Genomic DNA, 23,830 nt, shown 5'->3' with positions numbered 1-23,830 from the left:
ACCGTTGCGGGACGCGCCTTAAAAAAATGTCATGAAAAGTATCCTGGAACTATGTAGCACATGGCTTGACCATGATTCGCCGAAAAGCTTGCCGGTAGCGCACGACGACGGCTCTTCCTCGCGAACAGAGTCAGCCGGGCCAGAAAACGGCGAAACGGGCACTCTTTCCGCACAGCCGCCGACAGTCGAGCCCGCCAGGCCCGCAAACGTCCAGTCTCCGGTCAGCGTCACACCGAACAGAAGAAGTCGGAACGTGGAATCCGGAGACATGTCGGCGATCAGGCAACTGATCGAGATGAAGGCACTCACCCCCTTCCGGCTATTTCAGTGTTTTAACTATTCCGCCAACCTGTTCTTTCACGAGAACGAGCTGACGTACTATGTCACGCTCCATCAGGACAACGAGCTATCCCGCGCGCTAAAGACCGTCGACCTCGCATCCGCCGAAAGCGTCTTTCACATCTTCGAGCAGCAGGTGAGACGTCTGGCCACAAGAGTGGCGCGCCGCGTACATCTCGAAGCGGAAAACAGGCATCTTGCACGGCTTATTGCCCAATCGGAAGCCGAGTTCGAGCATTTGCGCGCAAATCTGCGGGAAGAATCGGAGCAGGCAAGGTCCATTACCGCCAGGCAACGTCAGATACACAAGGATGTTACCCAACTGGAATTGCAACGCGTTGCAACGCAGGCTTATCTCGGCAGAATGGAGCGCGAGATCAGGCGCCTGACATTGATAAGCAACGAACGCCTGCCACGACTATCCAGTTAGCGCCCGCCGGGTACGAGCCGGGGATCTGGTGCAAAGAGGGGCTGCGAATCGGTTAGAGTTGCGGGACTAACTGAAGTGATGGTCGAGGATGAGCAAACTGAAGAGTCTGGACGAGCTGTTCGACGGGCGACATTTTGATCGCGAGATCATCATTCTGTGTGTCCGCTGGTAACTGCGCTTCAGGCTCAGTCTGCGGAATCTTGTCGACATGATGCTGTACGCGGTTTGTCGTTCGCCCACACGTCGACCTTCATTTTCGCGCACCAAGCGGTGCGAGGCGGCATAACCATCGAGCGTGATGGACTTCGGCGGCTGGTCTGCCGCCCGAGGATACGGTGATTCGATTCTCGAAGAATTTGAATAACCTGATCGAATAGCGCCGACACGAAAGCGGTTGGAATGGCGCACATGTGGCCTAAGTGTCAGCCGCCTCAGCGATTGCGCTCATTCCTCCATTGCGAAAACGTCACGAGGTCCAGACCCACCTCGTCCGGGTCGATACGGGTCCACCCATAGAAGGCGTCGTCCCAGCCCGGGATGCCGCGCGGCGTCAGCTTTCTGAACTCCATCCCGCCACGGTAGGCGAGGTCCGGCCAGAACAGCGGCATCACCTCGCGCACGGCCAGTTGTCTCAACAACTCGGCCGGGCCGCCCTCGTCGGCCACGATCTCACCCTGCGAAATCCAGTCGTTCTCGGCCCACGCAACGAACACGCTCGGCTTGCCGTTGCGGTCGAACATCAGAATCGCGTTCTGCTCCGGACGCCAGTAGTATTCGACGATGCCTTCCGCGGCCACCACCTCGTCGATCACCTTTCGCGTGCGCGGATCGCAATACGTCATGCCGTTTTCGCCGAGCGCCAGCCAGCCCGATTCCGAACAATGGCGGTTCTTGGCGTCCTTCAGAAAATGGACCAGCCGGTTGGCCGAATCCGCTTCCGTCTTCCTCAGATACAGATCGACGATGCCGGCATTGAAGGCCTTGACCGCGACGGTTTCGTTCGCGACCCCGGTCAACAGCACTTTCGCGCAGCGCAGGTGCGCAATCGAAGAGAGGAATTCGACGCCGCTCATGCCCGGCATGTCGTAATCCACGACGACCGCGGCGACTTCTTCGAAGCGGGAAGGCCGCGCGACGATATCGCGCTCGGCGGAGGTTTCGACGAACCGTTCGACGCCCGGCTCGCTCAGGCAAACCGACGCCGACGCGAACTCCAGCGAATTCTCGCGCGCATGCTGACGGATATAGCCGAGCGCTGTTTGCGGCCGCGTGAAGAACAGATTGGTAAACGTGTCCGGAAAGAAGCGGCGCAGCGCATCGAGGTAACTGTCGTTGTCGTCGACGAAAACAACCGTTGCCGGATAAAAAACAGGTGGTCGAATAAAGTTGTTCATATTTTCACGTGGATCTTCACGCCGCCGCTGTGGCACCCCCAGGCAGCAGCAAACCAGCGAAAGGCGTGGCCGCGCAACATGCCTCGGCGCGACAGCCCCCGGGCTTGCGGCACGCGCGGATCTTCGCCGTAAGCCGCATTGTCAGCGCGTTTTGGTTGCCATTGCCGGCCATTGCCTGTTCTTTTGGGGACACACCGGTGCGCCGCGTGCTGATTTTATGCGCGGCCTGCTCGAACGCTGGCTGCCCGGGCGGTCTCCCGCTGAAACGTATAGTACAGGGCTATAAGCGCCAGCAGTGCAAACTGGCGTTGCATTGCAACACCGCGTGTGAATCGGACGCGGCCGATTGAATTGGGGCGAAATGGCAAAAAATCGCCGCACACGCAACGAATGGCGATCGGAAAGGCGGTGCGCGCGACCTGACCCGTTCAAGGCGCATTCAGACATCAGCCATCGTTACCGCACGGCGCGCGGCTCCTATGAGAACAGTCGTTTATCATCTATTCATTGCAGCTTCGAATGACTTGTTGGTTAAATATGACGAATACCGGCAAGGTATTGATAATCGGCCTGCTCGTCATTGACCTGGGCGTCGCCGGTTATCTACTTTTTCCGAAAGACGAGCGGCCGCCGGCCGCGACCGGCGCGGTGACTGGCAGCGCCGACGCCATTATGGCGCCAAGGGTCGATTCGCGAGCCGGCGAGACACATGTGGTGGCCGGCAGTGTGGTTCCGACCACGCCGTCTGTCCGCGGCTCGGAGCAGCTTGCGATGGCACCGCCGTCGCGGCCGATTACCGTTGCGCCTGTCGTGCCCGCTGCGCCGGCTGCACCGGTTGCGCAACCTGCACCCGTCGCCCCCGCTGCGCCAGCCGCGACAGTAGCGACGGATGCGGGTCGGACAGCCGCGCCTGCCGCGAATAGCGCGGGAGCCCGACCCGCTAACCCCACGGTCGCGTCAGGCAAAGTCAAAGTCCAACAACAAACCGCCCAGGCGAAGCCGAAACCGGTGCTGCGTACCGCGCAGACTCGTGGGCACAAGCGTGAGGAACCGCGCCACAACGGCGCGAATTCGCTATCGGCGGCGATGACCGCGCAACTCGTCAAGGAATCCGCCAAGCCCGACCCGTCGCTGCCGCTGCCGCCACCGACCCACAGCGGCCCGACCGGCCGGAGTTCGAATCCGGTCGCTGCGGCGATGACCGATCAACTGGTCAGGGAGTCCTCGAAAGTGAACTCGCATTATGACAAGCACTAAACACTGACCCGGCGCGCGTGGTGCGTATCATCGCGGGAACGCGGCTGGCATTTCAGGCGCATGCGTCACGCGCATTCATGCCGGACAGTCATGGCCGCGAGGCCACCTCATCGAGGTGCTCGAGCAGGTCGGACGGATCGTCGTAGACCCGCAACGCGCCCGCCCGTTCGAGTTCCTCCGTACCGTATCCTCCCGACAGCAAACCGACACCCAGCGAACGGCAGCGCCGCGCGGCAAGCATGTCCCAGATGCTGTCCCCGACCACGACCGTATGCTCGATCGGGACGCCAAGGCGCTGCGCGGCAGCAATGAAGAGGTCCGGGTCCGGCTTTGCGTATTTGACGTCATCGCGCGTCACGACGACCGCTTTCGCGGGGTCGACCCCGAGCGCCTCGAGATTGAGCGCGGCGGTTTCCATCCGGCCGCTGGTCGCCACCGCCCACGGCGTTCCGGCCTGCGTCAGCGCGTCGAGCAGTTCACGCGCGCCCGGCAGCGGACACACCTGCGCGCGCAAGCGCTGATACGCGGCGGCATGTGCGCGACGCAGTCGCTCCCCGCGCTCGACGCTGAGTTCACCATGCGTCTCGCGCAGCAACTGATTGGTGAACAAGCCGCCGCTCATGCCGATCTTGCGATGAATGCGCCACACGGACAGTGGAATGCCTTCGCTATCCAGCGCTTCTTTCCAGGCCAGCACATGCTGGTACACGCTATCGACGAGCGTGCCGTCGAGATCGAATAAAAACGATGTCTGGATTCGCATGGTGGGCTCCGGTAGTGACGGGTTCCGTCAATATGCCATGTATTGGCGAGCAAACAGGCGAGTGATGGCACAGCGTGGCGGCGAGGTGCTCTCGTGATCGCGAAGGCGGATCTGAATGCCATCGAATAGCGCACGGGCGGATTTGAGCACAGTTTCACGCACCCTATTACATCGGCCTTTCTCTTCTATTTCAAGGAAACAAAAAGTCATATAAGCCAATGCGGCGCCATGCCGCCACGCCGGGAAATTCGTGTTGTGAACCGGACCGCGCCAGTCCCGGCGTGCGCCAGAAACCGGTATGCTTCGGCCCCTCATTGTTCTTTCAACGTCACGCGAATTTATTTTTTGACACCATCTTTATTTTCACCGCCCTATGATTGATGCGCAGTTTTCGCCACTGTGCTGATGACTCGCGCATCGCGCCCGAGCCGGCGAACCCGCACGTCATTGCAAAGCCATTGGCATCGCGTGACGCGCAATCAACACCAATTAACTAGCCTGACTTACCGCACTTCTCGCAACAACGGGTAATAAATGCATTGCATGCGCGCTCGCGGCGTTGGTGGCAACAGTGGCGTTGTTGAACAGAGCAACTGATTCCCTCACTCGCTGTTTAATCACGGATCCAACAACCATGAAAAAAACTTTGTTCGCGGCCGCGTTGTGCGGCGCCTTTACGATGACCGCGCATGCGCAAAGCAGTGTGACTCTTTACGGTCTCATCGATGCAGGACTGGTGTACACGAATAATCAGCTCGGACACAGCAACTGGCAGCTCGGAAGCAGCTCGACGCAGAATACGGTGTTCGGCCTCAAGGGTTCGGAAGATCTGGGCGCGGGCTTGCACGCGATCTTCAAACTGGAGCAGGGCTTCCTGCTGAACAACGGCGCGCAGGCTTTTTCGGGTGACGCGTTCGGCTCGCAGGCCTGGGTGGGACTGCAAAGCGACCAGTACGGCACGTTGACGTTCGGCCGCCAGTTCGACGTGATGAACGACCTCGTCGGACCGATCTCGTCCACCTTCAACACGTGGGGCGGCAGCATTGCCGCGCATCCGTTCGACAACGACAACCTGGCTGCGAATTCGGTCGTGTTCAACAACTCGGTCAAATACGCGAGCCCGGTCTATCGCGGCGTGACGTTCGAAACGATGTACTCGTTCAGCAACAAGGCCGGCGACTTCGCAAATAACCGCTCATACGGCTTCGGCCTGTCGTATTCGCAAGGCCCGCTGAATCTCGCCGCCGGCTACCTGCAACTGAACAACGCGGGCAACGGCACCGGCGCGGTGACCACCAGCGATACGAGCGCGAACTTCATCGCTGAACGCCAGCGTATCTGGTCGCTCGGCGGCAACTACACCTTTGGGGCGGCCACCGTCGGCCTGCTGTGGAGCCATACGCAGATCGACAACGCGGCGGGCGTGTTCTCGTTCGGCACGGGCAGCTACCTCGGCGCGACCGACAGCTCGGCCGGCTCCCTCGCCGGTTCGCTGCGCCTCGACAACTACGAAGTGAACGCGAAGTACGCGCTCACGCCGGCGTTGAGCGTGTCGGGTGCGTACACGTTCACGCATGGCGCGTATAACGGCTCGTCGCCGGGCTGGAACACGGCAATGCTGCAAACCGATTACGCGCTGAGCAAACGCACCGACTTCTATCTCGAAGGCGTGTATCAGAACGTGCATGGCGCGCCTGCGGATTCCGTGCTGTCGCATGCGATGATCAACACACTGTCGCCGTCGTCCACGAATACGCAGGTGGCCGTCACGGTGGGCATGCGCCACGCGTTTTGAGCGGCTTTTTAACGCGTAGTTGATGAAGACGTATGGCCGGCTTTGGGCGGCCATACGTTGAATTCTCTCTATGCTGATGGGTTTGCGTGAGTACGCATGCGGGAACGACGATGATCGTCGTGCTCGCAATCGACCGGCTGCGCCGTAACCGCATCCTTCAGCCCCGCGCAAGCAAGCCCGATCGAGTCCTTGCGCACCACCGCCACCGAGGCGCCCACCACGGATGTTTCGGCCAGCAATGCCTGAAGCCGCATTACCAGCGGTGACACTGCGTCCTCCATATTCAGCTTTCTCCGTGTCCTCAGAGTCGATACTGCCATCCGCGCGCGCTCACTTCGCCTTTTCCGAAGCTTCTCTCCCTGATTAGCAGGTTTATCCGATCCCTGTGTCAACGCAGACTAAGGCTCCTCACCACTGCGGACCGCGTCCGCGAAAAGGAACCCTATCATGCGAACCTATCCGCGCAACAGTCCTCAAGCCGCTGCACGCATCGTGGCGCTGGCCCTGACTTCCGACGGGCACGTGTGCAGCTCCGAGGAACACGCGCTCGAAAGTCTGGGCATCGCCGGCGAACTCAGTCTCGCACCGGCGCAATTCGCGCAGATCGTGCAGACGCTGTGCGAGGATCGCTCAGTCGCGCAGGTGTCGCCCGAGCTGGCGGTGGGCCACCTCGACGCGGCGCTGCTTGCCACGTTGATCGACGAAATCGACGACCCCGCGTTGCGTCGCAAGATCATGCGCCTGTGCATGGCCGTGACGATCGCGGACGGGCATTTGGCAGATGGAGAGATCACCGTGCTCGCAGCGGTGTTCAACGCGTGGGGCGTCCGACTCCCCGAATCACCCCACGCCTGAACGCGATGCAAGCCGCCGCGCAACTACGATCGCGCGGCGGCCAGCACCTGCGACGCCAGCGCATGATGCTGCCCGCGCCGCGACCGGATCGCGTGAATCTCCTCGACCACGCCTTCCGCCCGCCCTAACCGGCGCAGGCCGCGCAGCAACGACAAGTCCTCCGCGCCCAGTTCCGCGAGCGGAAACACACCGAGGCCGCGCGCGGCGAAGACCGCCATCAGCGCGCTGTCCTCGAACTCGCCGACGATTCGCGGCCGGATGCCTTCCGCCTCGAACCACCGGTCGAGCCGCGCGCGCAACGCGCCATGCCGGGTTGGCAGAAGCACGGGTATATCAGCGAGACAGCGCGGAAAACCGGCGCGGACAGATTTGCGGACCACCTCCGCGGGCCCGTACCAGTCCACCGGCGAGCCCACGAGACGCTGGCTCTGCACGCGCAGATCCGCGTTGTGCGGCGCCGGCTGGCATGCGAGCACGAGATCGAGCCGATGCAGCGCGAGTTCCGACAACAGGTGCGCAGGTTCGCCCTCGTGACAGAGCAGCCTGAGCGACGGCGTATTCAGCACCGGCGCAAGCAGCGCGTGTGCCGCAAGCTTTGAAATGCCGTCCGACAGGCCGACTGCGAGCCGCGCGACACCTTCCCCGCCCGCGTCACGCATCTCGTCGAGCAGCGCCTCGCCGAGCTGAAAAATCTGCTCCGCACGATTAAAGGCCGTCTCGCCGGCCTCGGTCATTGTGACGCCGCGCCCGGCGGGCTTCAGCAACTGACGCCCGATCGACTTCTCCAGCTCGCGCACCTGCGCGCTGATGGTCTGGACGGCCATATCGAGCCGTTCAGCCGCGCGCGCAAAGCCGCCCTCCTTCACGACGATCCAGAAATAGTACAGATGGCGGTAGTTGAGCATTCGTCGGACAGTTCGAAATAAACGATATGTTCTTCAGCTTATCACTGATTTATCCGAACCCCGAACAGGCCGAAGATGACGGCTTCGCGATTCTCATCGCATTGATTTTTCACGGTGCCCTATGGATTCCCTGCTCGCACTCATAGTCGACCCTGCCGCGTGGGCAGCGCTTCTGACGCTGGTCGTGATGGAAATCGTGCTCGGCATCGACAACCTGATCTTCATCTCGATCGTCAGCAACAAGCTGCCCGAAGCCCAACGCGCGCGCACTCAGCGCATCGGCATCCTGCTCGCGCTGGTCATGCGCCTCGCGCTGCTCGGCACGGTCGCGTGGATCGCGCAACTGACCGAAGCCGCGTTCACGCTTTTCGGCCACGAATTTTCATGGCGCGATCTGATCCTGCTCGGCGGCGGCCTGTTCCTCGTATGGAAAGCGACCAGTGAAATCCGTCACCACGTGACCCATACGGACGAAGCCGGCGACAAGGCCAGCACGACCGTCCAATTGACGGTGGCGGCCGCGATAGGCCAGGTCCTCCTGCTCGACATCGTGTTCTCGATCGACAGCATCATCACTGCGGTGGGGATGACCGAGCATATGCCGATCATGTTTGCCGCGGTGATCGCGGCAGTCATGGTGATGCTGTTCGCTGCGCGTCCGCTGTCGCGCTTCATCGACCGCAATCCGAGCGTCGTCATGCTTGCGTTGAGCTTCCTGCTCGTGATCGGCATGGCGCTGATCGCCGAAGGCTTCGGCTCGCATGTGCCGAAGGCGTACATCTACGCGGCGATGGCGTTCTCCGCGTTTGTCGAGGCAATGAACATGCTGGTGCGCCGCGCGAAATCGAAGCGCGCGGCGAGCGGCGCATAACTGGTACCACTCAAGGAGCGACATCATGAAATGCCCCCTTTGCAAGACGACCGACCTGCTGATGACCGAGCGCCGCTCGATCGAGATCGACTACTGCCCGCAATGCCGGGGCGTATGGCTCGATCGCGGCGAACTCGACAAACTGATTGCGCAGGACGTGGCGGACGCCGACGCGCCCTCTAGCGCACGCGCCGGTCGCGATGAGCGCCGCGACCGGGAACATGCGCATGACAACGAGCGCAGTCGCGGCTACGACGATCATCGGACGGGGTATCGAGCGCATAAAAAGAAGCGCTCGATCTTCGATATGTTCGACTTCGACTGAACTCGTCGGGGTTAGCGTGCTTTACCGCGCACGCCTTTACCGCTGGTTGCGGCGCGCGGCGTGTCTTTATTCGTGGGCGCGCCGCCGTTCATCTGCTCGAGCCACGACAAGGTGTCGACGTAAGACAGAAACTGCTTCAGATACCGCGGCGACAACTCGCGCATCAACGAGAGCGAGCGGTGTACGAGGCTGCTCGAATTGAGCGGGCCGGCGTTGCCGGGCACCTGCGCGAGCGACTGGCGCAACTGTTTCTCGGTGCGGACCTTGGACCAGACTTCCCTGAAGTAATCGAGCGCGGGCAGTTCGGGATACGAAGGAATCCCGTCATGACTTGCAGGCGCATGCCGGGCAATGTGGTCGATCAACCCGGCAAGTGATTCTTGAGCTGCCTCGCTTGAGGCCGATGCCGGCGTCGCAGCCGCATCCGCTTGCGCCGTTACGGCCGTGGCGCGTTCCAGATCGGTCGCATACGCATCGAGCAAGCCCCGCAGCCTGTCGTCGAGAATACGTCGCGCTGCGCCGCTGTGGCCCGCCGCACGCCGCTCCAGCGCCGCGATGAATTGGAAGCGCACAGGGTTCAGACGATCCGCACCGCGCTCGCGCCACGCGTCGAGCGTCGCGCGCGCTTCGCTCGTTACGCCGCGATCACTGCGATCGCCGTTGCCGTCGCTACGCACCTGGCTTCACCGTTGCAGTCGACGGCCTCGGCACAGGCGCAATTTCCACGCGACGGTTTTTCGCCCGCCCCTGCTCGTCGGCATTCGAACTCACCGGCTGCCCGGAGCCGAACGCGGCGGCAAACACCGACGACACCGGCACGCCCGCGTCGATCAACGCACGCGTCACCGTCAACGCGCGCTGCGCGGACAGCTCCCAGTTGTCCGCGAAACGGCGATTGCCTTCGCGCAAGCGCTGGTCGTCGGTAAAGCCGCTCACCATCAGGATCTGTTCGTTGGCCTGCAAATAGGCCGCCAGCGGTCCGGCCAGGCTCTTCAGCAGATCGCGGCCTTGCGGCTGCAACTGATCGGAATTCAGGGCGAACAGCACGTTGCCGCTAATGCCGATGCGTCCGTTGACGAGCGTCACGCGCCCTGCGGCCAGCGGCCCGGCGAGCGCCTGCTCCAGCGTCTTGCGGCGCTGCGTTTCCGCCTCGCGCTGCTTGACCTCCTGGTCCAGCTTGCTCGACAGTTCTAGCTGCACGCCGATCACGCCGACCAGAATCAGCACGAAGGCGCCGAGCAGCACCGACATCAGATCGCCGAACACCGGCCAGATCGGCGCGACCGGCTCCACGCCGCCGTCGATTTCGTCGCTCATACCGCGTCGGCTCCGGCGGAAGCACGCTGGATTGCAAGCAGTTGCAGGTCTTCGACGATCTGTTTCTGCGACATCACGCTCAGGTCGACGACTTCACGCGCCTGCGCGACGTAATAGGCGAGTTGTTCGTCGCTGCGCGCGAGCGACTTGTCGAGCGCTGTTTCGATACGTTGCAGATGCGCCACCAGCTTGTCGTTCGATTCGCCGAACGTCTGCACGGCCGAGCCGAACGCTTCGCCCAGACTCGCCACCTCGACGGCGCTCCCGGTCACCTGCGCGGCGACCGCGCCGAGCTTGCCGGTTTGCAGTTCGACGTGATCGGTGAAGCGCGTGCCGACGCGCTCCAGCAGATCCGCCGACGTCGCGACCAGCGCGTCGACGGCCGTGCGCTGCTCGGTGGATGCATGGTTCACCGCATCGAGCAGCGTCTCCAGCGTTTCCAGCAGACGGCTGCGCTCCTGCAGCATCGCGGTATCGCGGACCATGCTGTCGGAGAGTTTCTGGCGCAGTTCGGCAACGACTTCGGCTGCGGCCTTCGGTGCTTCCGACGCCGCCTGCACGAGCCGGCCGATTTCGCCGATCGTTTCGCTGGCATGCGCCTGCGTTTGCGCCGAGATATCGCGCGCGGTTTGCGCCAGCGTTTCGCAGATTTCCTGCTGACGGCTCGCGGTGCGCGCGCCCGTTTGCTCCCACTCTTCGCTCAACCTGCGCGCCATCGCGCCGAGCGTATCGGTCCATGTGGCCAACCGTTGCTGATCTTGCGCCGCCAATTCCGCTTGCAAGTTCGCCGCGGCCTTCGGCGCTTGCGCCGCAGCCTGCACGAGCCGGTCGATTTCGCCGATCGTTTCGCTCGCATGCGCGCGCGTCTGCACCGAGATATCGCGCGCGGTTTGCGCCAGCGTTTCGCAGATTTGCTGCTGATGGTTTGCAGTGCGTGCGCCTGCCTGCTCCCATCGCTCGCTCAACTTGCTCACCATCGAGCCGAGCGTCTCGGTCCACGCGGCCAGCCGTTGCTGATCCTGCGCGGCCAATTCCACTTGCAGATTCGCCGCCGCCTTCGGCGCTTGCGCCGCAGCCTGCACGAGCCGGTCGATTTCGCCGATCGTTTCGCTCGCATGCGCGCGTGTCTGCGCCGAGATATCGCGCGCGGTTTGCGCCAGCGTCTCGCAGATTTCCTGCTGACGGCTCACGGTGTGCGCGCCCGCCTGCTCCCACTGTTCGCTCAACCTCCCCGCCATCGATCCGAGCGTCTCGGTCCAGACAGTCAGCCGCTGTTCGTCACGCGACGCCAATTCCGCCTGCAAGCCCGCATGCGACTGACCAACCGTACTCAACAGCGACGCCGCATGCTGCTCGAAGGTCGCCGCGGCCGTAGCCAGCGCTTGCTGATTGTGCGCCGCCAGCTTTTCGCCGACGCTTTCCTGCCGCGACAACGCGTCCTGCCACGCCTGCGACACACTGCCCGCCGTCGTCTCGAGCCGCGCGGACACGCCGTCCAGCAGCGCGGCCGAGCGTTGCTCGAAGGTCCCGACCACGTGCGTGAGCGAGGTGCGCAACTGTGCGGCCAGTTCATCGTTCGATTGCCGATGTCCTGCCAGCGCGTTGTTCCAGATGTCTGCGACATTCGTGGCCGTCGCCTCGAAACCGCTCGACAGCCCGTCGAGTTGCCGCTGCACCGCGTGCGAAACCGTCTCGCGCAACGCCGCCGTTTCGCGTGCGAGACCGGCCAGCGTCGCTTGCATGACCGGCTGCAGCGCCGCGCCCGCGGCGCGCGCGCTGTCGGCGACGCTGTCCTTCAGCGACTGCTCGACCGCGCCCGCAAGGCGCAGGTACGCGGTCTCGGTGTTGCGATGAAACGCGTGCTGGCTCGCGATCTGCCGCTCGCTCGACGCGGCGCTCTGTTGCTCGATGGCCGCCATCATCGTTTGCAGACGATCGACCAGCGTCGGCATCACTTCGGCCTGGCGCTGCAAAAGTCTGAAGCTTTCTTCGCGCTGGTGACTTTGCGAGTACACGCGCAAGCTCGTCGCGATCTTCACGTCGAGCATCTGCGCCGCTTCGAGCCGCTCGCGCCGATACAACGCGGACAGCAGCCCGAGCATCGCGGACGTCGCGACGCCCGCAATCGAGGTGCCGAACGCGAAGCCCAGCCCCTTGACCGGCGCCGCCAGCGACGCACGGATCGCTTGCAGGTCGGTGGCGCTTTCCAGCGCGATGCCGGTGCCGCGCAGCGTGGCCACCATGCCGAGCAGCGTGCCCAGCATGCCCAGCAACACCAGCAGGCCGACGAGATAAGGCGTCAGCGCCGGCCCCGGCAAGGCCACGCGCTCGCCTTCGACGCGCAGCCGCGCCGTGTTGCGCAGGCTCGGATGCAACGGTTCGAGCCACGCGGCGAGACTCGGCGGTGGCCCCGACAGCCCCGCGACCGCACGCGTCAACGTGGCGGTCGCCTGGCTGTAGCGGCGCAATTCGAGCGCGCCCGTCACGTAGCACGCGACGATCAATAGCGTGACGGCCAGCGCGAGCAGGTTCGAACCGACATAGCTGGCGGCGATCCAGCACGCAGCGGCCAGACCTGCCAGAAACACAACGAGATCAATACGATATCTGGACATAGTGTCCCAGTTAGCGGGTGCGAAGGGCCGCGAGCAACCCTTCGACCGGTTGAAAACGAACTTCCAGTTCGGCCAGCAAGACGCTCTGCATGTCCTTGCGGAATACGTCGAGCCATGCGCCGGGGGTGATAGGCGCGGCGTCTTCGGAGGCTTCCGGGGCTTCGGTGGCGTCGGAGTCGGCAACGGCGGCGGCGAGCGCTTGCAGCTCGGCCTCGCGCAACCGCTCGAAATGCCCGGCCAGCATGCCGGGCACCGCGCCCAGCAGATTCCGCTCGCGCTCGCCGAGCGCGCGTTCCATCACGGCATCCACCACCGCGAGCCTGGCCATCGCCGGCGTCTTCGCCGCAAGCATGCCGCGCAGCCGGCCGCGCAGATTGGCGATGCCCCTTTCCATCGACTGCTGGATCGCCTGGTAGCGTTGACGGAACACGGCGTAGTCGACCGGCGCGTCCACGGCGCTCTGCACTTGCGCGTGCGTCTGCCTTTGCATTGGCGCCCGTCCATTTCGCCGCGCGATGGCGAACACGCTGTCGCCGACGACGGCCTTTGTCAGCGAACTGCGCAGACGCACGCAATCGGCTTCTTCGGCGCTGCCGAACACGCGCGCGCCGGCCGCGACGGCGGGCGGACTGCCGTTCAGCGCGGACGACAACGCGATCGCGTCGGTCCAGCCGAGCCATTGACTCAGCCGGTCCGACAGCGACTGCCTGGATTCGGGAACTTCGACATCCGCCAGCCGCGCCAGTAAGCGAACGAGCGCCGGGCCGCTGAGCGTTGTGCGCTGGGGGGCTTGCAACATACCACCGGAGGCAAAAAGTCAGCAGTTTACACGCTGCCGAGCTGGACGCAGATGTTGGGGGGGTTGTCGGTGATTTGAGAGTGGGTCGAACATGGCTGACGGGCGCTTGCGCGAGTCCTTCAGCGGGTCGGCCGTTGGCCGGTCAGGCGGGCTCCTGTGCTCTTACAGCGCGTCTACCGTGGACCTTCAGCCGCCTGCCCGCCTTCGACGCGCTGCACGATCGTTCCGCTTGCCACCAATGCCGCTCACAAAGCCACTGGAGTCGCCAACGGATCACTGTAAGATGAAACCCCGCTCCGGACCGCCCGCCGACTGCGCGCCGCACGAACCAGACCGACGCCCCGCTCGCGAAAAGAAAAGACCGTCACGCGAGCGAGGCGACGCGCAGGTGAAGCGCACGTTCGTCGACCGGATCGCGGCGATGTTTGAACCCACCGACTTCAAGCGAGGCAAACAGGCAGCATGAAATTCGATACCGTCGTGCTCGGCGCGGGCATTGTGGGCGTGTGCGTCGCCGTGCATCTGCAGAAACGCGGCCGCCAGGTCGCGCTCGTCGACCGCAAACTGCCCGGCAACGAAACGTCGTTCGGCAATGCCGGGCTGATTCAGCGCGAGGGCGTTTATCCATATGCCTTCCCGCGCGACCTTGGCACCCTGCTGCGCTACGCGCGCAACCAGTCGCCGGACGTTCGCTACCATGCCGACGCGATGCTCAAGACCGCGCCGTTCCTCTGGCAGTACTGGCGCAATTCCCATCCCGCGCGGCACGCCGAAATCGCGAAGTCGTACTCGACGCTGATCGAACATTGCGTGAGCGAACATCGCGCGCTCGCCGACGCTGCCGGCGCGAGTACGCTATTGCGCCCGATCGGCTGGATCAAGGTGTTTCGCAGCGGCGCGGCACAGGATGCCGAAAACCGCGTCGCCGAACAATGGCATCGCGAGTACGGCGTCGCGTTCGAAACACTCGACGCGGCACGCCTGCAGCAGATGGAGCCCGACCTCGACAAGCGCTTGCGAGGCGGCCTGCGCTACCCCGAATCCGACTCGGTGAGCGATCCGAATGCGCTCGTTACCGCCTACGCGAAGTATTTCGAAGCACTGGGCGGACGGTTTTTTATCGGCGACGCGGACACGCTTCGCGAAGGCTGGCAAGTTGATACGGATACCGAAACGATCATGGCCGAGTCGGTCGTGGTCGCGTTGGGACCGTGGTCGGATCGCGTGAGTTCGCGGCTCGGCTATCGCGTGCCGCTGGCCGTCAAACGCGGCTACCACATGCACTACGCGCCGCGTCAATCGGCGCGGCTGAATCATCCGGTGCTGGATGTCGAGAACGGCTATCTGCTCGCGCCGATGGCGCGAGGCATTCGCCTCACCACCGGCGCGGAAATCGCGCGACGCGACGCCGAGAAAACGCCGACGCAGCTCGAAGCGGTCGAGCCGATCGCTCGCACGCTGTTCCCCTTGGGCGAGCGCCTCGACGCCGAACCGTGGATGGGCGGCCGCCCCTGCACGCCGGACATGATGCCGGTCATCGGGTCCGCGAAAAATCATCGGGGATTGTGGTTCGCATTCGGCCACGCGCATCACGGACTGACGCTAGGGCCGGTGACGGGCCGGCTGATCGCCGAAATGATGACCGGTGAGCCGACCATCGTGGACCCGCAGCCGTTTCGGGTGGAGCGGTTCTAGCGCTCTGGCCGCACGCGTTCGGCTTGCAATGACGCGTTGCCCGCCGACCCCTCGCTGAAAACGAACCGGAGGCGCACCGATTCCCGAATCGCGGGGGCATCGGCCGCTTGCTGTTCGCGTGAAAGAAACCGCTTGAGCCAAGCTCCCCACCTGGCCCATCTAGCGGTGGATTTTCGTCGTCTCCACGTTTCGAAACGCGTAATGCCCTCGCTCAACTCCGCCGTTCCGCTCCGATGCGTCCGCGCCACGTCACTCATAAACTCGCGAACGACCATCAAAAATCGCGCCTAAATCGCCCAATTCCATTTATCTGCGTCGAATCGTACCGACCGATTCCGACCTGAATTAAGCGTTCTCTAAAAATTTTGTTGAGAACGCTTCTCAATTACACTCCGATTGCATAGAATGCACGCCGAAACGCCTTTGTAATAAATATGGAATCACGGAGTAAGGATTACCACGCCTGCTCCGGTCTCAGAAACTTGACGACGGGGATGAAAATGAAGTTGCGGTCCGACGAACCAAAGCTCGGCAAAATCAGCACGACGCTGTGCAGCATGTTGGCTGCCGGCCCTGCCCTCGCACAGGGCACCGCGGGCACGGCGCCGCCTGACAAGGAAGCGCAACTCGCACCGATCGCCGTGCAAGGCCAGACGGACGACGGCTTCAAGACGGATCATTCGGCGTCGGTCAAATTCACCGCGCCGCTGCTCGATACGCCGAGGTCGGTGACCGTGATTCCGCAGGAGTTGATCCAGAGCACCGGCGCCTCCACGCTGACCGAAGCGCTGCGCACCGTGCCCGGCATCACCTTCGGCGCGGGCGAAGGCGGCAACCCGCTCGGCGACCGGCCGTTCATCCGCGGCTATGACGCGCAAGGCAGCACCTTCGTCGACGGCATGCGCGACGTCGGCGCGACCACCCGCGAAGTGTTCAACATCGAAAGCGTCGAAGTGACCAAGGGGTCGGACGGCGCGTTCGGCGGACGCGGCGGCGCGGGCGGCAGTATCAACCTGATCACCAAGACCCCGCACCTGGGCACGTCCGCCGACGGCAGCGTCGGTCTGGGCACCGACCGCTACCGCCGCTTCACCGCCGACGGCAACTGGCAAGTGGCCGATCACGCGGCGTTCCGCCTGAACCTGATGAGCCACAACAACGACGTGGCCGGCCGCGACGCGGTCAACAACGAACGCTGGGGCGTGGCGCCGTCGTTCACGTACGGTCTCGGCACGCCGACCCGCGTGAGCGCGAGCTACTACCACGTCACGACCGACGACCTGCCCGACAGCGGGATTCCGTACTTCTACACGACCACCAACAGGCCGGCGAACGTCAGCACGATCTATCCGGCTCCTGTTGACCGTCACAACTTCTACGGCCTGATCGACCGCGATTTCCGCAAGACCGCGTCGGATATCGGCACGGTGCGTGTCGAGCACGACATCAACAGCAACCTGACGATCCGCAACACGACCCGCTACACGAAGTCGAGCCAGGACTACATCTGGACCCAGCCGGACGACAGCCAGGGCAACGTCGTGAACGGCATGGTGTGGCGCCGCGCGAACACGCGTGCGAGCGACGTCTACAGCCTCGCGAACCAGACCGAACTGTTCGGCGAGTTCAAGACGGGCTTTCTCAAGCACAGCTTCACCACCGGCCTCGAAGTGTCGCGCGAAACCAGCGTGAACGACTCGTACACGGTGGCGGCGGCTTCCGGCGCGATCTGCAAGACCGCCGGCATCGGCGCGGCGTCGGGGTATAACTGCACGAGCCTGTGGTCGCCGAATCCGAACGACCCGTGGGCGGGTTCGGTCAAGCAGACCAACGACCCGAGCGAGCAGCGCACCACCACCAAGTCGCTGTACGCGTTCGACACGATCGAGTTGACCAGGCGCTGGCAGGCCAACGTCGGCCTGCGCGTGGACGACTACTCGACCGACTTGCGCACCACCGTCGCCAACGGCGCCGGCCGCGTGTCGCGCGACGATACCCTGTTCAACTACCAGTTCGGCCTCGTCTTCAAGCCGGCTTCGAACGGCAGCATCTATACGTCGATCTCCACCTCGTCGACGCCGGCCGGCGCTCTGCTCGGCCAAGGCAGCGAAACGCAGTCGCTGACGCCGGGCCGGGGTGGCGTCGGCAACAACGCCGCTCAGCTCGCGCCGGAGAAAAACCGTAGCGTCGAAGTCGGCACCAAGTGGAACGTGCTGAACAACAAACTCTCGCTGACCGGCGCGATCTTCCAGATCGACACGACCAATGCGCGCGTCACGCTGCCGGACAACAGCTACGCGATGGTGGGCAACAAGCGAGTGCAAGGTTTCGAATTCGGCGTGGCCGGCCAGTTGACCAGCAAGTGGCACGTGTTCGGCGGCTACACGTATCTGAAGAGCGAGTTGCGCGACAACGGCAAGACCACATCGGATAACGGCCATCAGTTCCCGAACACGCCGAAGAACAGCGTCAGCTTGTGGACCACCTATGACGTGCTGCCGAAGTTCACGATCGGCGGCGGCGCGTTCTACATGTCGCAGGTCTACGGCGACACGGCGAATCTGCGCGCGGTGCCGTCTTACTGGCGCTTCGACGGCGTGGCGACGTACCGGATCAACAAGAAGGTCGATCTGCAGTTGAACGTGCAGAACATCTTCAACCGCACGTACTACGACCAGGCCTACGCGGCCCACTATGCGTCGATCGCGCCGGGACGCTCCGCGTTCCTGACGCTCAACGCGCACTACTAGGCACTAGCCCGATGGAACAGGTGACGTTGAAGGCGTTGGCGAACGCGTCGCACGACCAGCTCGCCACGATTCTCTCAGGACCACCCGTCCAGGCCGCCGCCTGGGTGGCCGCGGCCGCGCAAAACGGCATCGTCGAAGCGCAGGCCGTGTACGGGCAGTATCTGCTCGATGGCCACGGCGTCGAGCGCAATGCCGAAGAAGCGTTCACCTGGTTCAGGCACGCGGCGCGACGCGATCATCCGATGGCGATGAACATGCTCGGCCGCTGTTATGAACACGGCTGGGGCACGGCCGCGTGCGCGCCGGTCGCGGTGTACTGGTACCGCCTCGCGGCGCGGGCCGGACTCGACTGGGGCATGTACAACTATGCGTCGGCACTGGCGCTCGGCAATGGAGTCGAGTGCGATCGCGTGGAGGCGTTGCAGTGGTTCCAGCGCGCCGCCGAACTGGGGCACGCGAAATCGCTGAACTTCGTCGGCAGCTTTTACGAAGATGGCTGGGAGGTCGAAATCGACGCGAACATCGCGCTCGACTATTACCGGCGCGCGGCGCAAGGCGGCGATTTCCGCGGCCAATTCAACTGCGCGCGGCTGCTGGCCGAACGCGGCGACATCGACGGCGCCCTGCATTGGTTGCAGCGCGTGCCGCACTCGGCAACGGCGGCGTTCATCACGAAGATGCAGCGCTGGCTGGCCGCGTCGCCTATCGGGGCGTTTCGCGCGCTGGGTGAGAACATCACTGCGAACGCAAGCTCGAACCCCGGCGTTCAACTCGGCGCCACGATGCATCCCACGCAGGAGTCGCGCGCATGATGCTGCATCTGCAACGCGTACTCAGCAAACAGCAGGTCGCGCAATGCCGCGAAGTGCTCGACGCAGCGCAATGGATCGATGGTAATGCGACTTCCGGCATGCAGTCGGCGCAAGCCAAGCGCAACCAGCAGTTGCCTGAAGGCTCACCCGCCGCGCGCGCGGTCGGCGATGCGATTCAGGACGCGCTCGGCGTCAATTCACGCTTCTTTTCCGCGGCATTGCCGCTGAAAGTGTTCCCGCCGCTCTTTAACCGCTACTCAGGCGGCGACGGGTTCGGCACGCACGTGGACAACGCGATCCGCCTGCTGCGCGGCACCGATTTCCGCGTTCGCAGCGATCTGTCGGCCACGCTCTTCCTGGCCGACCCGGACACCTACGACGGCGGCGAACTCTGCGTCGAAGACACCTATGGCGTGCATCGCGCGAAACTGCCCGCCGGCGATATGGTGCTCTACCCGGCTTCCAGTCTGCATCACGTGAGCCCAGTCACGTGCGGCGTGCGGGTCGCGTCGTTTTTCTGGATTCAGAGCATGGTGCGCGACGACGGCGAGCGCGCCGTGCTGTTTCAACTCGACAACGACGTGCAGCGTCTCGCCGCCGAGAAAGGCCCGAACGACCCAACGGTAGTCAGCCTCACCGGTATCTATCACAATCTGCTACGTCGCTGGGCCGATGCCTGAAACGAACCAGGCGAACCCGAAATAAAAACCGCCGCGAAGCAACTGCTCCGCGGCGTTCTATTCAGACCAACACAACGATCAGGCCGTGACCGCCGCTCTGCGCGGCGACACCACCGACACGCCAAAGCTCACGACGATATTCGCCACCAGCGCGATCAGGCCGATATACAGCGGATAAGCCGTATCGCCGAAATGCAGCGCATACACCGGCTTGAGCCCTTGCGACATCGCGAGCCCGGTGCCGATCACGATACCGACCAGCCAACCGAGGAACAGGCCCGGCGTATTCAGGCGGCGCGTGTACAGCGTGAACACAATAGCCGGGAAAATCTGCAGGATCCACACGCCGCCGAGCAGTTGCAGGTCGATCGCATACTGCGTCGGCAGGAACACGATGAACAGCAGCGCGCCGAACTTCACGACCAGCGAAACGATCTTCGCGGTGGAAGCCTCGCTCGCAGGCGAGATATTCGGCGACACCAGTGGACGCCACAGATTGCGCGTGAACAGATTCGCTGCGCCGATCGACATGATCGCTGCAGGCACCAGCGCGCTAATCGCAATCGCCGCAGCCGCGAAACCGACGAACCACGCCGGGAACAGCGTGCCGAACAACGCCGGCACCACGTCCGAGGCCGACTTGACGTTCACGTCGGCGGCAATCGCCATGTAACCCAGCAACGCGATCAGACCCAGCAGCAACGTGTACGCCGGCAGGAAAATCGCATTCTTGCGCACCGTCTTCGCCGACGCGGACGACAACACCGCCGTCATCGTATGCGGATACATGAACGCCGCCAACGCCGAACCCAGCGCGAGCGACGCGAACGCGGTGAACTGCGTCGGCTTCAGAATGATGCCGGTCGCGCCGCCCTTGGCCTTGAAGTGCGCGTCGGCCGCGTCGAACACATGCGCGTAGCCGCCCAGCTTCGCCGGAATCAGCCACACCGCCGCGATCACGACGATGTAGATCATGATGTCCTTGACGAACGCGATCATCGCCGGCGCGCGCAGGCCGCTTGCATACGTGTAGAGCGCGAGCACCACGAAGGCGACGATCAACGGCATTTCACCACTCACGCCGAGTCCTTTGATCACCACCTGCATGCCCACCAGTTGCAGCGCGATATACGGCATCGTCGCGACGATGCCGGTCAGCGCGACCGCCGCCGGGAACCACTTGCCACCGTATTCGCCCTGCACGTAGTCGGCCGCCGTGATGTGGTTCTTCGCGTGCGCGACCTTCCACAACTTCGGCATCACCGCGAACACGAACGGATAGACGATGATCGTGTACGGCAACGCAAAGAAGCCATACGCGCCCACCGAATACACCAGCGCGGGCACCGCGATCACCGTGTAGGCGGTATAGAAATCGCCGCCCACGAGGAACCACGAGATGATCGTGCCGAACTGGCGGCCGCCGAGACCCCATTCGTGCAATTGCGTCAGGTCGCCCCGCTTCCAGCGCGCGGCGAAAAAGCCGATCACGGTAACGAGCACGAAGAACGCGATGAACACGGTCATCGCAATCGGGTTCACGGGATTCAGATCATTCATTTGACACCTCGATACACGATGTAAATCAGCAGCGAGGTCAACGGCACCCACAGAAACTGATACCAGTAGAAGAATGGAAAGCCGAACAACGGCGGATGCGTGTCGTTATAGAACGGCAGCCACAATAGCGCGATATAAGGGATCAGCAGAATGAGCCAGAGCCATGAACGGCCGGCGGATGGGGAGGTCTCCACAAACTTCTCCTAGGTCTATTAACGACACCGCACGCCAGGCTTGTGGCCTGGCGTGCGGAAAACCGGTTGGGTGATATCAGGCAATCAACCGGGGGGCAGGCGTCTCCCGCCTGCTTATAAAAGTACCGGGGGACCCGGGTCACGCGGCGGCGCGAGCCCCCACGCGCAATGAGCCGCCGCGCGCGGTACGCCGCGGGGATGTAGTATTCGCCTTCGTAAGCGTCCTCACAAGCGCGCAACTACGTAAGCCGGTTACGTAATACTACGTAGCCCGTCAGCAGTTTTCCTACGATGAAACTCAAAGCCAAGATTGTCCTGCTGGCGATCGTGCCGTTTCTGGCGGCCATCGCCAGCATCGAAACCGGTGTGCGCCGGGAAGCCACGGCGCTCGCCGAAACGCAGCACGCGACCACCCAGGCCGCGTACATGGCGAGCAAGGAAATCGAGCTCAAGCATTACGTCGAGCTTGCCACCACGGCGATCGCACCGCTCTACGACGCCGGCCAGGACAATGCGCGCGACGACGCGCTGCTGCGCACCCGCGCGCTTGACGTGCTGGAGAAAATGGATTTCGGCAAGGACGGCTACTTCTTTGTCTACGACATGCATGGCCGCTCGCTGATGCATCCGCGCGAGCCCGACCTGGTCGGCCGCGATCTGTGGGCGCTGCGCGACAGCCAGGGCGTGCCGACCATCCAGCAACTGATCGCCGCGGCCGCGCGCGGCGGCGGCTACGTGCGCTATTTGTGGCATCGTCCGTCGACCGGCAAGATCGCGTCGAAACTCGGCTACGTGGTGCCGCTCGAACGCTGGGGCTGGATGGTCGGCACCGGCATCTATCTCGACGATGTCGACACGACGCTCGCGCATATCGATGCGGGCGCGGCGGCCAACATCGATCGCACGATGAAGTGGATCGACGCGATCGCGATGGCCGGGCTCGCGGTGATCGCGCTGTGCGCAGTGGTGCTCAACTTCACCGAGTATCGCAGCGCCGACGCGAAACTGAAGCGGCTCGCGCAGCAGGTGGTCGAGTCGCAGGAAAACGAACGCGCACGCCTGTCGCGTGAATTGCATGACGGCATCAGCCAGATGATGGTCTCGGTGAAGCTGCTGCTCGAATCCGCGCTGGCGCGCTTCGAGCGCAGCGAAGCGCGGGTGCCCGCCGCCGAAGCCGCGCTCGCCACCAGTCTCGTGCGGCTCGGCGACACCTTGCGCGAAGTGCGGCGCATTTCTCACGCGCTGCGGCCGTCGATGCTCGACGATCTCGGCGTGGCCGCCGCGCTGGAACAGCTGACGCGCGAACTCAGCGAGGAGTCCGGCATCGAGATCGGCTTCACGCAGATCGCACACACGCACGCGGCGACGCTGCCCGATGCGGTCAATACCGTACTGTTTCGCATCGCCCAGGAAGCGCTGACCAATATCGTGCGCCACGCGCAAGCGTCGAGCGCGGCACTGGCGCTCGAAATCTCACACGACACGGTCACGCTGACGATCGCGGACAATGGCCGCGGTTTCGACGTGACGCACGCTTTCGTCGGCAGGCGCTCGGGCGTGGGTCTGCGCAATATGCGCGAGCGGCTCGAAGCGCTCGGCGGCACGCTGTCGCTCGCTTCACAAGCGGGCCATACCGTCGTCAGCGCGCGCGTGCCGCTGCAAACATCCGACGCGCCGCTGTCGCCCTTGCTGGACATCCGACCATGAACGACACCTCTCACGCCATCGCGCGCCTGCTTCTCGTCGACGATCATCCGCTCGTGCGCGACGGTTTGCGCGCGCGCCTCGAAGCGGTGCGCCACTTCGAAGTCGTCGGCGAAGCGGGCAATGCGCAGGAAGCGCTCGCGCTCGCCGCGAGCGAAACGCCTCATCTGGTGCTGATGGATGTCGGCATGAACGGGATGAACGGCATCGCGCTCGCCGGCCTGTTTCATGAACGCTTTCCCGCGATTCGCGTGCTGATGCTGTCGATGCACGACAACCTCGAATACGTGACCCAGGCGGTTCGTGCGGGCGCGAGCGGCTACGTGCTCAAGGACTCGCCCGCCACGGAAATCATTCAGGCGATCGGCGCAGTGCTCGACGGCAAGACCTTTTTCAGCGCGGGACTGGGCGCGCGGCTGATTCAGGCGTCGGCGACGCAATCACCCATCGAACGTCTGACGCCGCGCGAGCGCGACATTCTCGATGCGTTGGCCGAAGGCTTGTCGAGTAAGCAGATCGCCCAACGCAACGATCTGTCCGTGCGCACGGTGGAAACGCATCGGCTGAATCTGAAGCGCAAGCTTGAGATTGAAGGCCAGGCGGAGTTGATCAAGTTCGCGGTGGAGAACCGGCGAGCGACGCGCTGACGCGCTGATGCGTCGATGCGCTGTGCGGCGTGACGCGCGACACCGGTTACGCATGGCGCGATAATGAGCGCACAGCAACGGGTGTTCTTCACACTTGAACGCCCAGCACCCGGAGCGGTTAAG

Annotated in this window: 22 protein-coding genes and 1 pseudogene; 13 read left to right on the top strand and 10 right to left on the bottom strand. The window is 63.5% G+C overall.

The genetic code is table 11. The features are described 5' to 3' along the window. The first annotated feature begins 31 nt into the window (after positions 1–31). Both P0D89_RS05940 and P0D89_RS05935 read left to right on the top strand, forming a co-directional pair. Positions 32–769 (top strand): DUF2968 domain-containing protein, encoded by a 738-nt coding sequence (locus P0D89_RS05940; protein ID WP_408355792.1) that lies wholly within the window; start codon positions 32–34, stop codon positions 767–769. An 88-nt stretch (positions 770–857) separates the two neighbouring features. Next, a pseudogene (locus P0D89_RS05935) lies at positions 858–1,015 on the top strand (IS6 family transposase); the annotation flags it as partial. 185 nt (positions 1,016–1,200) lie between these two features. On the opposite strand, the gene P0D89_RS05930 reads toward P0D89_RS05935, so the two are convergent. Then, positions 1,201–2,163: a response regulator gene (locus P0D89_RS05930; RefSeq protein WP_408355794.1), complete on the bottom strand. Its 963-nt coding sequence runs from the start codon at positions 2,161–2,163 to the stop codon at positions 1,201–1,203. Positions 2,164–2,700: 537 nt separating this feature from the next. On the opposite strand from P0D89_RS05930, the gene P0D89_RS05925 reads away from it, so the two are divergent. Beyond that, a complete protein-coding gene (locus P0D89_RS05925) occupies positions 2,701–3,420 on the top strand; it encodes a hypothetical protein (RefSeq protein ID WP_408376222.1) in 720 nt (239 codons plus the stop codon). A gap of 88 nt (positions 3,421–3,508) precedes the next feature. On the opposite strand, the gene P0D89_RS05920 is transcribed toward P0D89_RS05925, so the two are convergent. Beyond that, on the bottom strand, positions 3,509–4,183 hold the full coding sequence (locus P0D89_RS05920; RefSeq protein ID WP_408355798.1) for an HAD family hydrolase: 675 nt from the start codon (positions 4,181–4,183) through the stop codon (positions 3,509–3,511). A 634-nt stretch (positions 4,184–4,817) separates the two neighbouring features. Here P0D89_RS05920 and P0D89_RS05915 point away from each other — a divergent pair. Next, the gene (locus P0D89_RS05915; RefSeq protein ID WP_408355800.1) at positions 4,818–5,978 is read left to right on the top strand and encodes a porin; all 1,161 of its coding nucleotides are present in this window, start codon (positions 4,818–4,820) and stop codon (positions 5,976–5,978) included. 68 nt (positions 5,979–6,046) lie between these two features. Here P0D89_RS05915 and P0D89_RS05910 read toward each other — a convergent pair whose 3' ends face one another. Continuing rightward, complete coding sequence (locus tag P0D89_RS05910; RefSeq protein WP_408355802.1) at positions 6,047–6,247, bottom strand: hypothetical protein; 201 nt, start codon at positions 6,245–6,247, stop codon at positions 6,047–6,049. A 178-nt stretch (positions 6,248–6,425) separates the two neighbouring features. On the opposite strand from P0D89_RS05910, the gene P0D89_RS05905 reads away from it, so the two are divergent. Then, positions 6,426–6,833: a TerB family tellurite resistance protein gene (locus tag P0D89_RS05905; protein WP_408355804.1), complete on the top strand. Its 408-nt coding sequence runs from the start codon at positions 6,426–6,428 to the stop codon at positions 6,831–6,833. Positions 6,834–6,856: 23 nt separating this feature from the next. Here the strand turns inward: P0D89_RS05905 and P0D89_RS05900 are convergent, their stop codons facing one another. Continuing rightward, on the bottom strand, positions 6,857–7,738 hold the full coding sequence (locus tag P0D89_RS05900; RefSeq protein ID WP_408355806.1) for a LysR family transcriptional regulator: 882 nt from the start codon (positions 7,736–7,738) through the stop codon (positions 6,857–6,859). Between the two features lie 121 nt (positions 7,739–7,859). Here P0D89_RS05900 and P0D89_RS05895 point away from each other — a divergent pair, with 121 nt between their 5' ends. Beyond that, positions 7,860–8,609 (top strand): TerC family protein, encoded by a 750-nt coding sequence (locus P0D89_RS05895; protein ID WP_408355808.1) that lies wholly within the window; start codon positions 7,860–7,862, stop codon positions 8,607–8,609. 25 nt (positions 8,610–8,634) lie between these two features. Then, the gene (locus tag P0D89_RS05890; protein WP_408355810.1) at positions 8,635–8,934 is read left to right on the top strand and encodes a TFIIB-type zinc ribbon-containing protein; all 300 of its coding nucleotides are present in this window, start codon (positions 8,635–8,637) and stop codon (positions 8,932–8,934) included. An 11-nt stretch (positions 8,935–8,945) separates the two neighbouring features. On the opposite strand, the gene P0D89_RS05885 is transcribed toward P0D89_RS05890, so the two are convergent. From P0D89_RS05885 to P0D89_RS05870, 4 genes are read right to left on the bottom strand one after another with little or no spacing between them, the layout of a single operon-like run. After that, a complete protein-coding gene (locus tag P0D89_RS05885; RefSeq protein WP_408355812.1) occupies positions 8,946–9,611 on the bottom strand; it encodes a DUF2894 domain-containing protein in 666 nt (221 codons plus the stop codon). Then, on the bottom strand, positions 9,604–10,251 hold the full coding sequence (locus P0D89_RS05880; protein WP_408355814.1) for an OmpA family protein: 648 nt from the start codon (positions 10,249–10,251) through the stop codon (positions 9,604–9,606). The genes P0D89_RS05885 and P0D89_RS05880 overlap by 8 nt, the downstream gene beginning before the upstream one ends. After that, entirely contained in the window at positions 10,248–12,866 is a 2,619-nt protein-coding gene (locus P0D89_RS05875) for a DUF802 domain-containing protein (RefSeq protein WP_408355816.1), read from the bottom strand. Before P0D89_RS05875 ends, P0D89_RS05880 begins: the two co-directional genes overlap by 4 nt. Positions 12,867–12,876: 10 nt before the next feature. Further along, positions 12,877–13,665, bottom strand: coding sequence for a DUF3348 domain-containing protein (locus tag P0D89_RS05870; RefSeq protein WP_408376221.1), 789 nt, complete (start codon positions 13,663–13,665; stop codon positions 12,877–12,879). Between the two features lie 462 nt (positions 13,666–14,127). Between P0D89_RS05870 and P0D89_RS05865 the strand changes: the two genes are divergently transcribed. The 4 genes from P0D89_RS05865 to P0D89_RS05850 all read left to right on the top strand — a co-directional run bounded on the left by P0D89_RS05865 (position 14,128) and on the right by P0D89_RS05850 (position 19,602). Next, the gene (locus P0D89_RS05865) at positions 14,128–15,360 is read left to right on the top strand and encodes an NAD(P)/FAD-dependent oxidoreductase (RefSeq protein WP_408355820.1); all 1,233 of its coding nucleotides are present in this window, start codon (positions 14,128–14,130) and stop codon (positions 15,358–15,360) included. 500 nt (positions 15,361–15,860) lie between these two features. Then, positions 15,861–18,110: a TonB-dependent receptor gene (locus P0D89_RS05860; RefSeq protein WP_408355822.1), complete on the top strand. Its 2,250-nt coding sequence runs from the start codon at positions 15,861–15,863 to the stop codon at positions 18,108–18,110. 11 nt (positions 18,111–18,121) lie between these two features. Next, positions 18,122–18,922, top strand: a complete 801-nt coding sequence (locus P0D89_RS05855) for a tetratricopeptide repeat protein (protein ID WP_408355824.1) — start codon at positions 18,122–18,124, stop codon at positions 18,920–18,922. Beyond that, positions 18,919–19,602 carry a Fe2+-dependent dioxygenase gene (locus tag P0D89_RS05850; protein ID WP_408355826.1) on the top strand — a complete coding sequence of 228 codons (684 nt, stop codon included), beginning with the start codon at positions 18,919–18,921 and terminating at the stop codon, positions 19,600–19,602. Before P0D89_RS05855 ends, P0D89_RS05850 begins: the two co-directional genes overlap by 4 nt. A gap of 78 nt (positions 19,603–19,680) precedes the next feature. Here the strand turns inward: P0D89_RS05850 and mctP are convergent, their stop codons facing one another. Together mctP and P0D89_RS05840 are read right to left on the bottom strand one after the other, a co-directional pair. Beyond that, positions 19,681–21,162: a monocarboxylate uptake permease MctP gene (gene mctP / locus P0D89_RS05845; RefSeq protein WP_408355828.1), complete on the bottom strand. Its 1,482-nt coding sequence runs from the start codon at positions 21,160–21,162 to the stop codon at positions 19,681–19,683. Continuing rightward, complete coding sequence (locus tag P0D89_RS05840; RefSeq protein ID WP_042329644.1) at positions 21,159–21,356, bottom strand: DUF3311 domain-containing protein; 198 nt, start codon at positions 21,354–21,356, stop codon at positions 21,159–21,161. Before P0D89_RS05840 ends, mctP begins: the two co-directional genes overlap by 4 nt. Positions 21,357–21,647: 291 nt before the next feature. Between P0D89_RS05840 and P0D89_RS05835 the strand changes: the two genes are divergently transcribed. Next, entirely contained in the window at positions 21,648–23,063 is a 1,416-nt protein-coding gene (locus P0D89_RS05835; protein ID WP_408355830.1) for a cache domain-containing protein, read from the top strand. Next, entirely contained in the window at positions 23,060–23,707 is a 648-nt protein-coding gene (locus tag P0D89_RS05830; RefSeq protein WP_408355832.1) for a response regulator, read from the top strand. The genes P0D89_RS05835 and P0D89_RS05830 overlap by 4 nt, the downstream gene beginning before the upstream one ends. Positions 23,708–23,830 lie beyond the last annotated feature (123 nt).

It is taken from the genome of Paraburkholderia sp. RL18-085-BIA-A, from assembly GCF_046027075.1.
Classification (GTDB): domain Bacteria; phylum Pseudomonadota; class Gammaproteobacteria; order Burkholderiales; family Burkholderiaceae; genus Paraburkholderia.
Note: the sequence above shows the minus strand (reverse complement) of the source record. Positions and strands in the feature narration are given on the sequence as shown.

Bases quoted from the DNA above. Each gene is read 5' to 3' on its own strand.
- P0D89_RS05835 (WP_408355830.1), top strand. From the start codon at position 21,648: ATGAAACTCAAAGCCAAGATTGTCCTGCTGGCGATCGTGCCGTTTCTG.
- P0D89_RS05895 (WP_408355808.1), top strand. From the start codon at position 7,860: ATGGATTCCCTGCTCGCACTCATAGTCGACCCTGCCGCGTGGGCAGCG.
- P0D89_RS05900 (WP_408355806.1), bottom strand. From the start codon at position 7,738: ATGCTCAACTACCGCCATCTGTACTATTTCTGGATCGTCGTGAAGGAG.
- P0D89_RS05905 (WP_408355804.1), top strand. From the start codon at position 6,426: ATGCGAACCTATCCGCGCAACAGTCCTCAAGCCGCTGCACGCATCGTG.
- P0D89_RS05870 (WP_408376221.1), bottom strand. From the start codon at position 13,665: ATGTTGCAAGCCCCCCAGCGCACAACGCTCAGCGGCCCGGCGCTCGTT.
- P0D89_RS05880 (WP_408355814.1), bottom strand. From the start codon at position 10,251: ATGAGCGACGAAATCGACGGCGGCGTGGAGCCGGTCGCGCCGATCTGG.
- P0D89_RS05830 (WP_408355832.1), top strand. From the start codon at position 23,060: ATGAACGACACCTCTCACGCCATCGCGCGCCTGCTTCTCGTCGACGAT.
- P0D89_RS05850 (WP_408355826.1), top strand. From the start codon at position 18,919: ATGATGCTGCATCTGCAACGCGTACTCAGCAAACAGCAGGTCGCGCAA.
- P0D89_RS05890 (WP_408355810.1), top strand. From the start codon at position 8,635: ATGAAATGCCCCCTTTGCAAGACGACCGACCTGCTGATGACCGAGCGC.
- P0D89_RS05925 (WP_408376222.1), top strand. From the start codon at position 2,701: ATGACGAATACCGGCAAGGTATTGATAATCGGCCTGCTCGTCATTGAC.
- P0D89_RS05865 (WP_408355820.1), top strand. From the start codon at position 14,128: ATGAAATTCGATACCGTCGTGCTCGGCGCGGGCATTGTGGGCGTGTGC.
- P0D89_RS05860 (WP_408355822.1), top strand. From the start codon at position 15,861: ATGAAGTTGCGGTCCGACGAACCAAAGCTCGGCAAAATCAGCACGACG.
- P0D89_RS05875 (WP_408355816.1), bottom strand. From the start codon at position 12,866: ATGTCCAGATATCGTATTGATCTCGTTGTGTTTCTGGCAGGTCTGGCC.
- P0D89_RS05930 (WP_408355794.1), bottom strand. From the start codon at position 2,163: ATGAACAACTTTATTCGACCACCTGTTTTTTATCCGGCAACGGTTGTT.
- P0D89_RS05940 (WP_408355792.1), top strand. From the start codon at position 32: ATGAAAAGTATCCTGGAACTATGTAGCACATGGCTTGACCATGATTCG.
- P0D89_RS05915 (WP_408355800.1), top strand. From the start codon at position 4,818: ATGAAAAAAACTTTGTTCGCGGCCGCGTTGTGCGGCGCCTTTACGATG.
- P0D89_RS05920 (WP_408355798.1), bottom strand. From the start codon at position 4,183: ATGCGAATCCAGACATCGTTTTTATTCGATCTCGACGGCACGCTCGTC.
- mctP (WP_408355828.1), bottom strand. From the start codon at position 21,162: ATGAATGATCTGAATCCCGTGAACCCGATTGCGATGACCGTGTTCATC.
- P0D89_RS05855 (WP_408355824.1), top strand. From the start codon at position 18,122: ATGGAACAGGTGACGTTGAAGGCGTTGGCGAACGCGTCGCACGACCAG.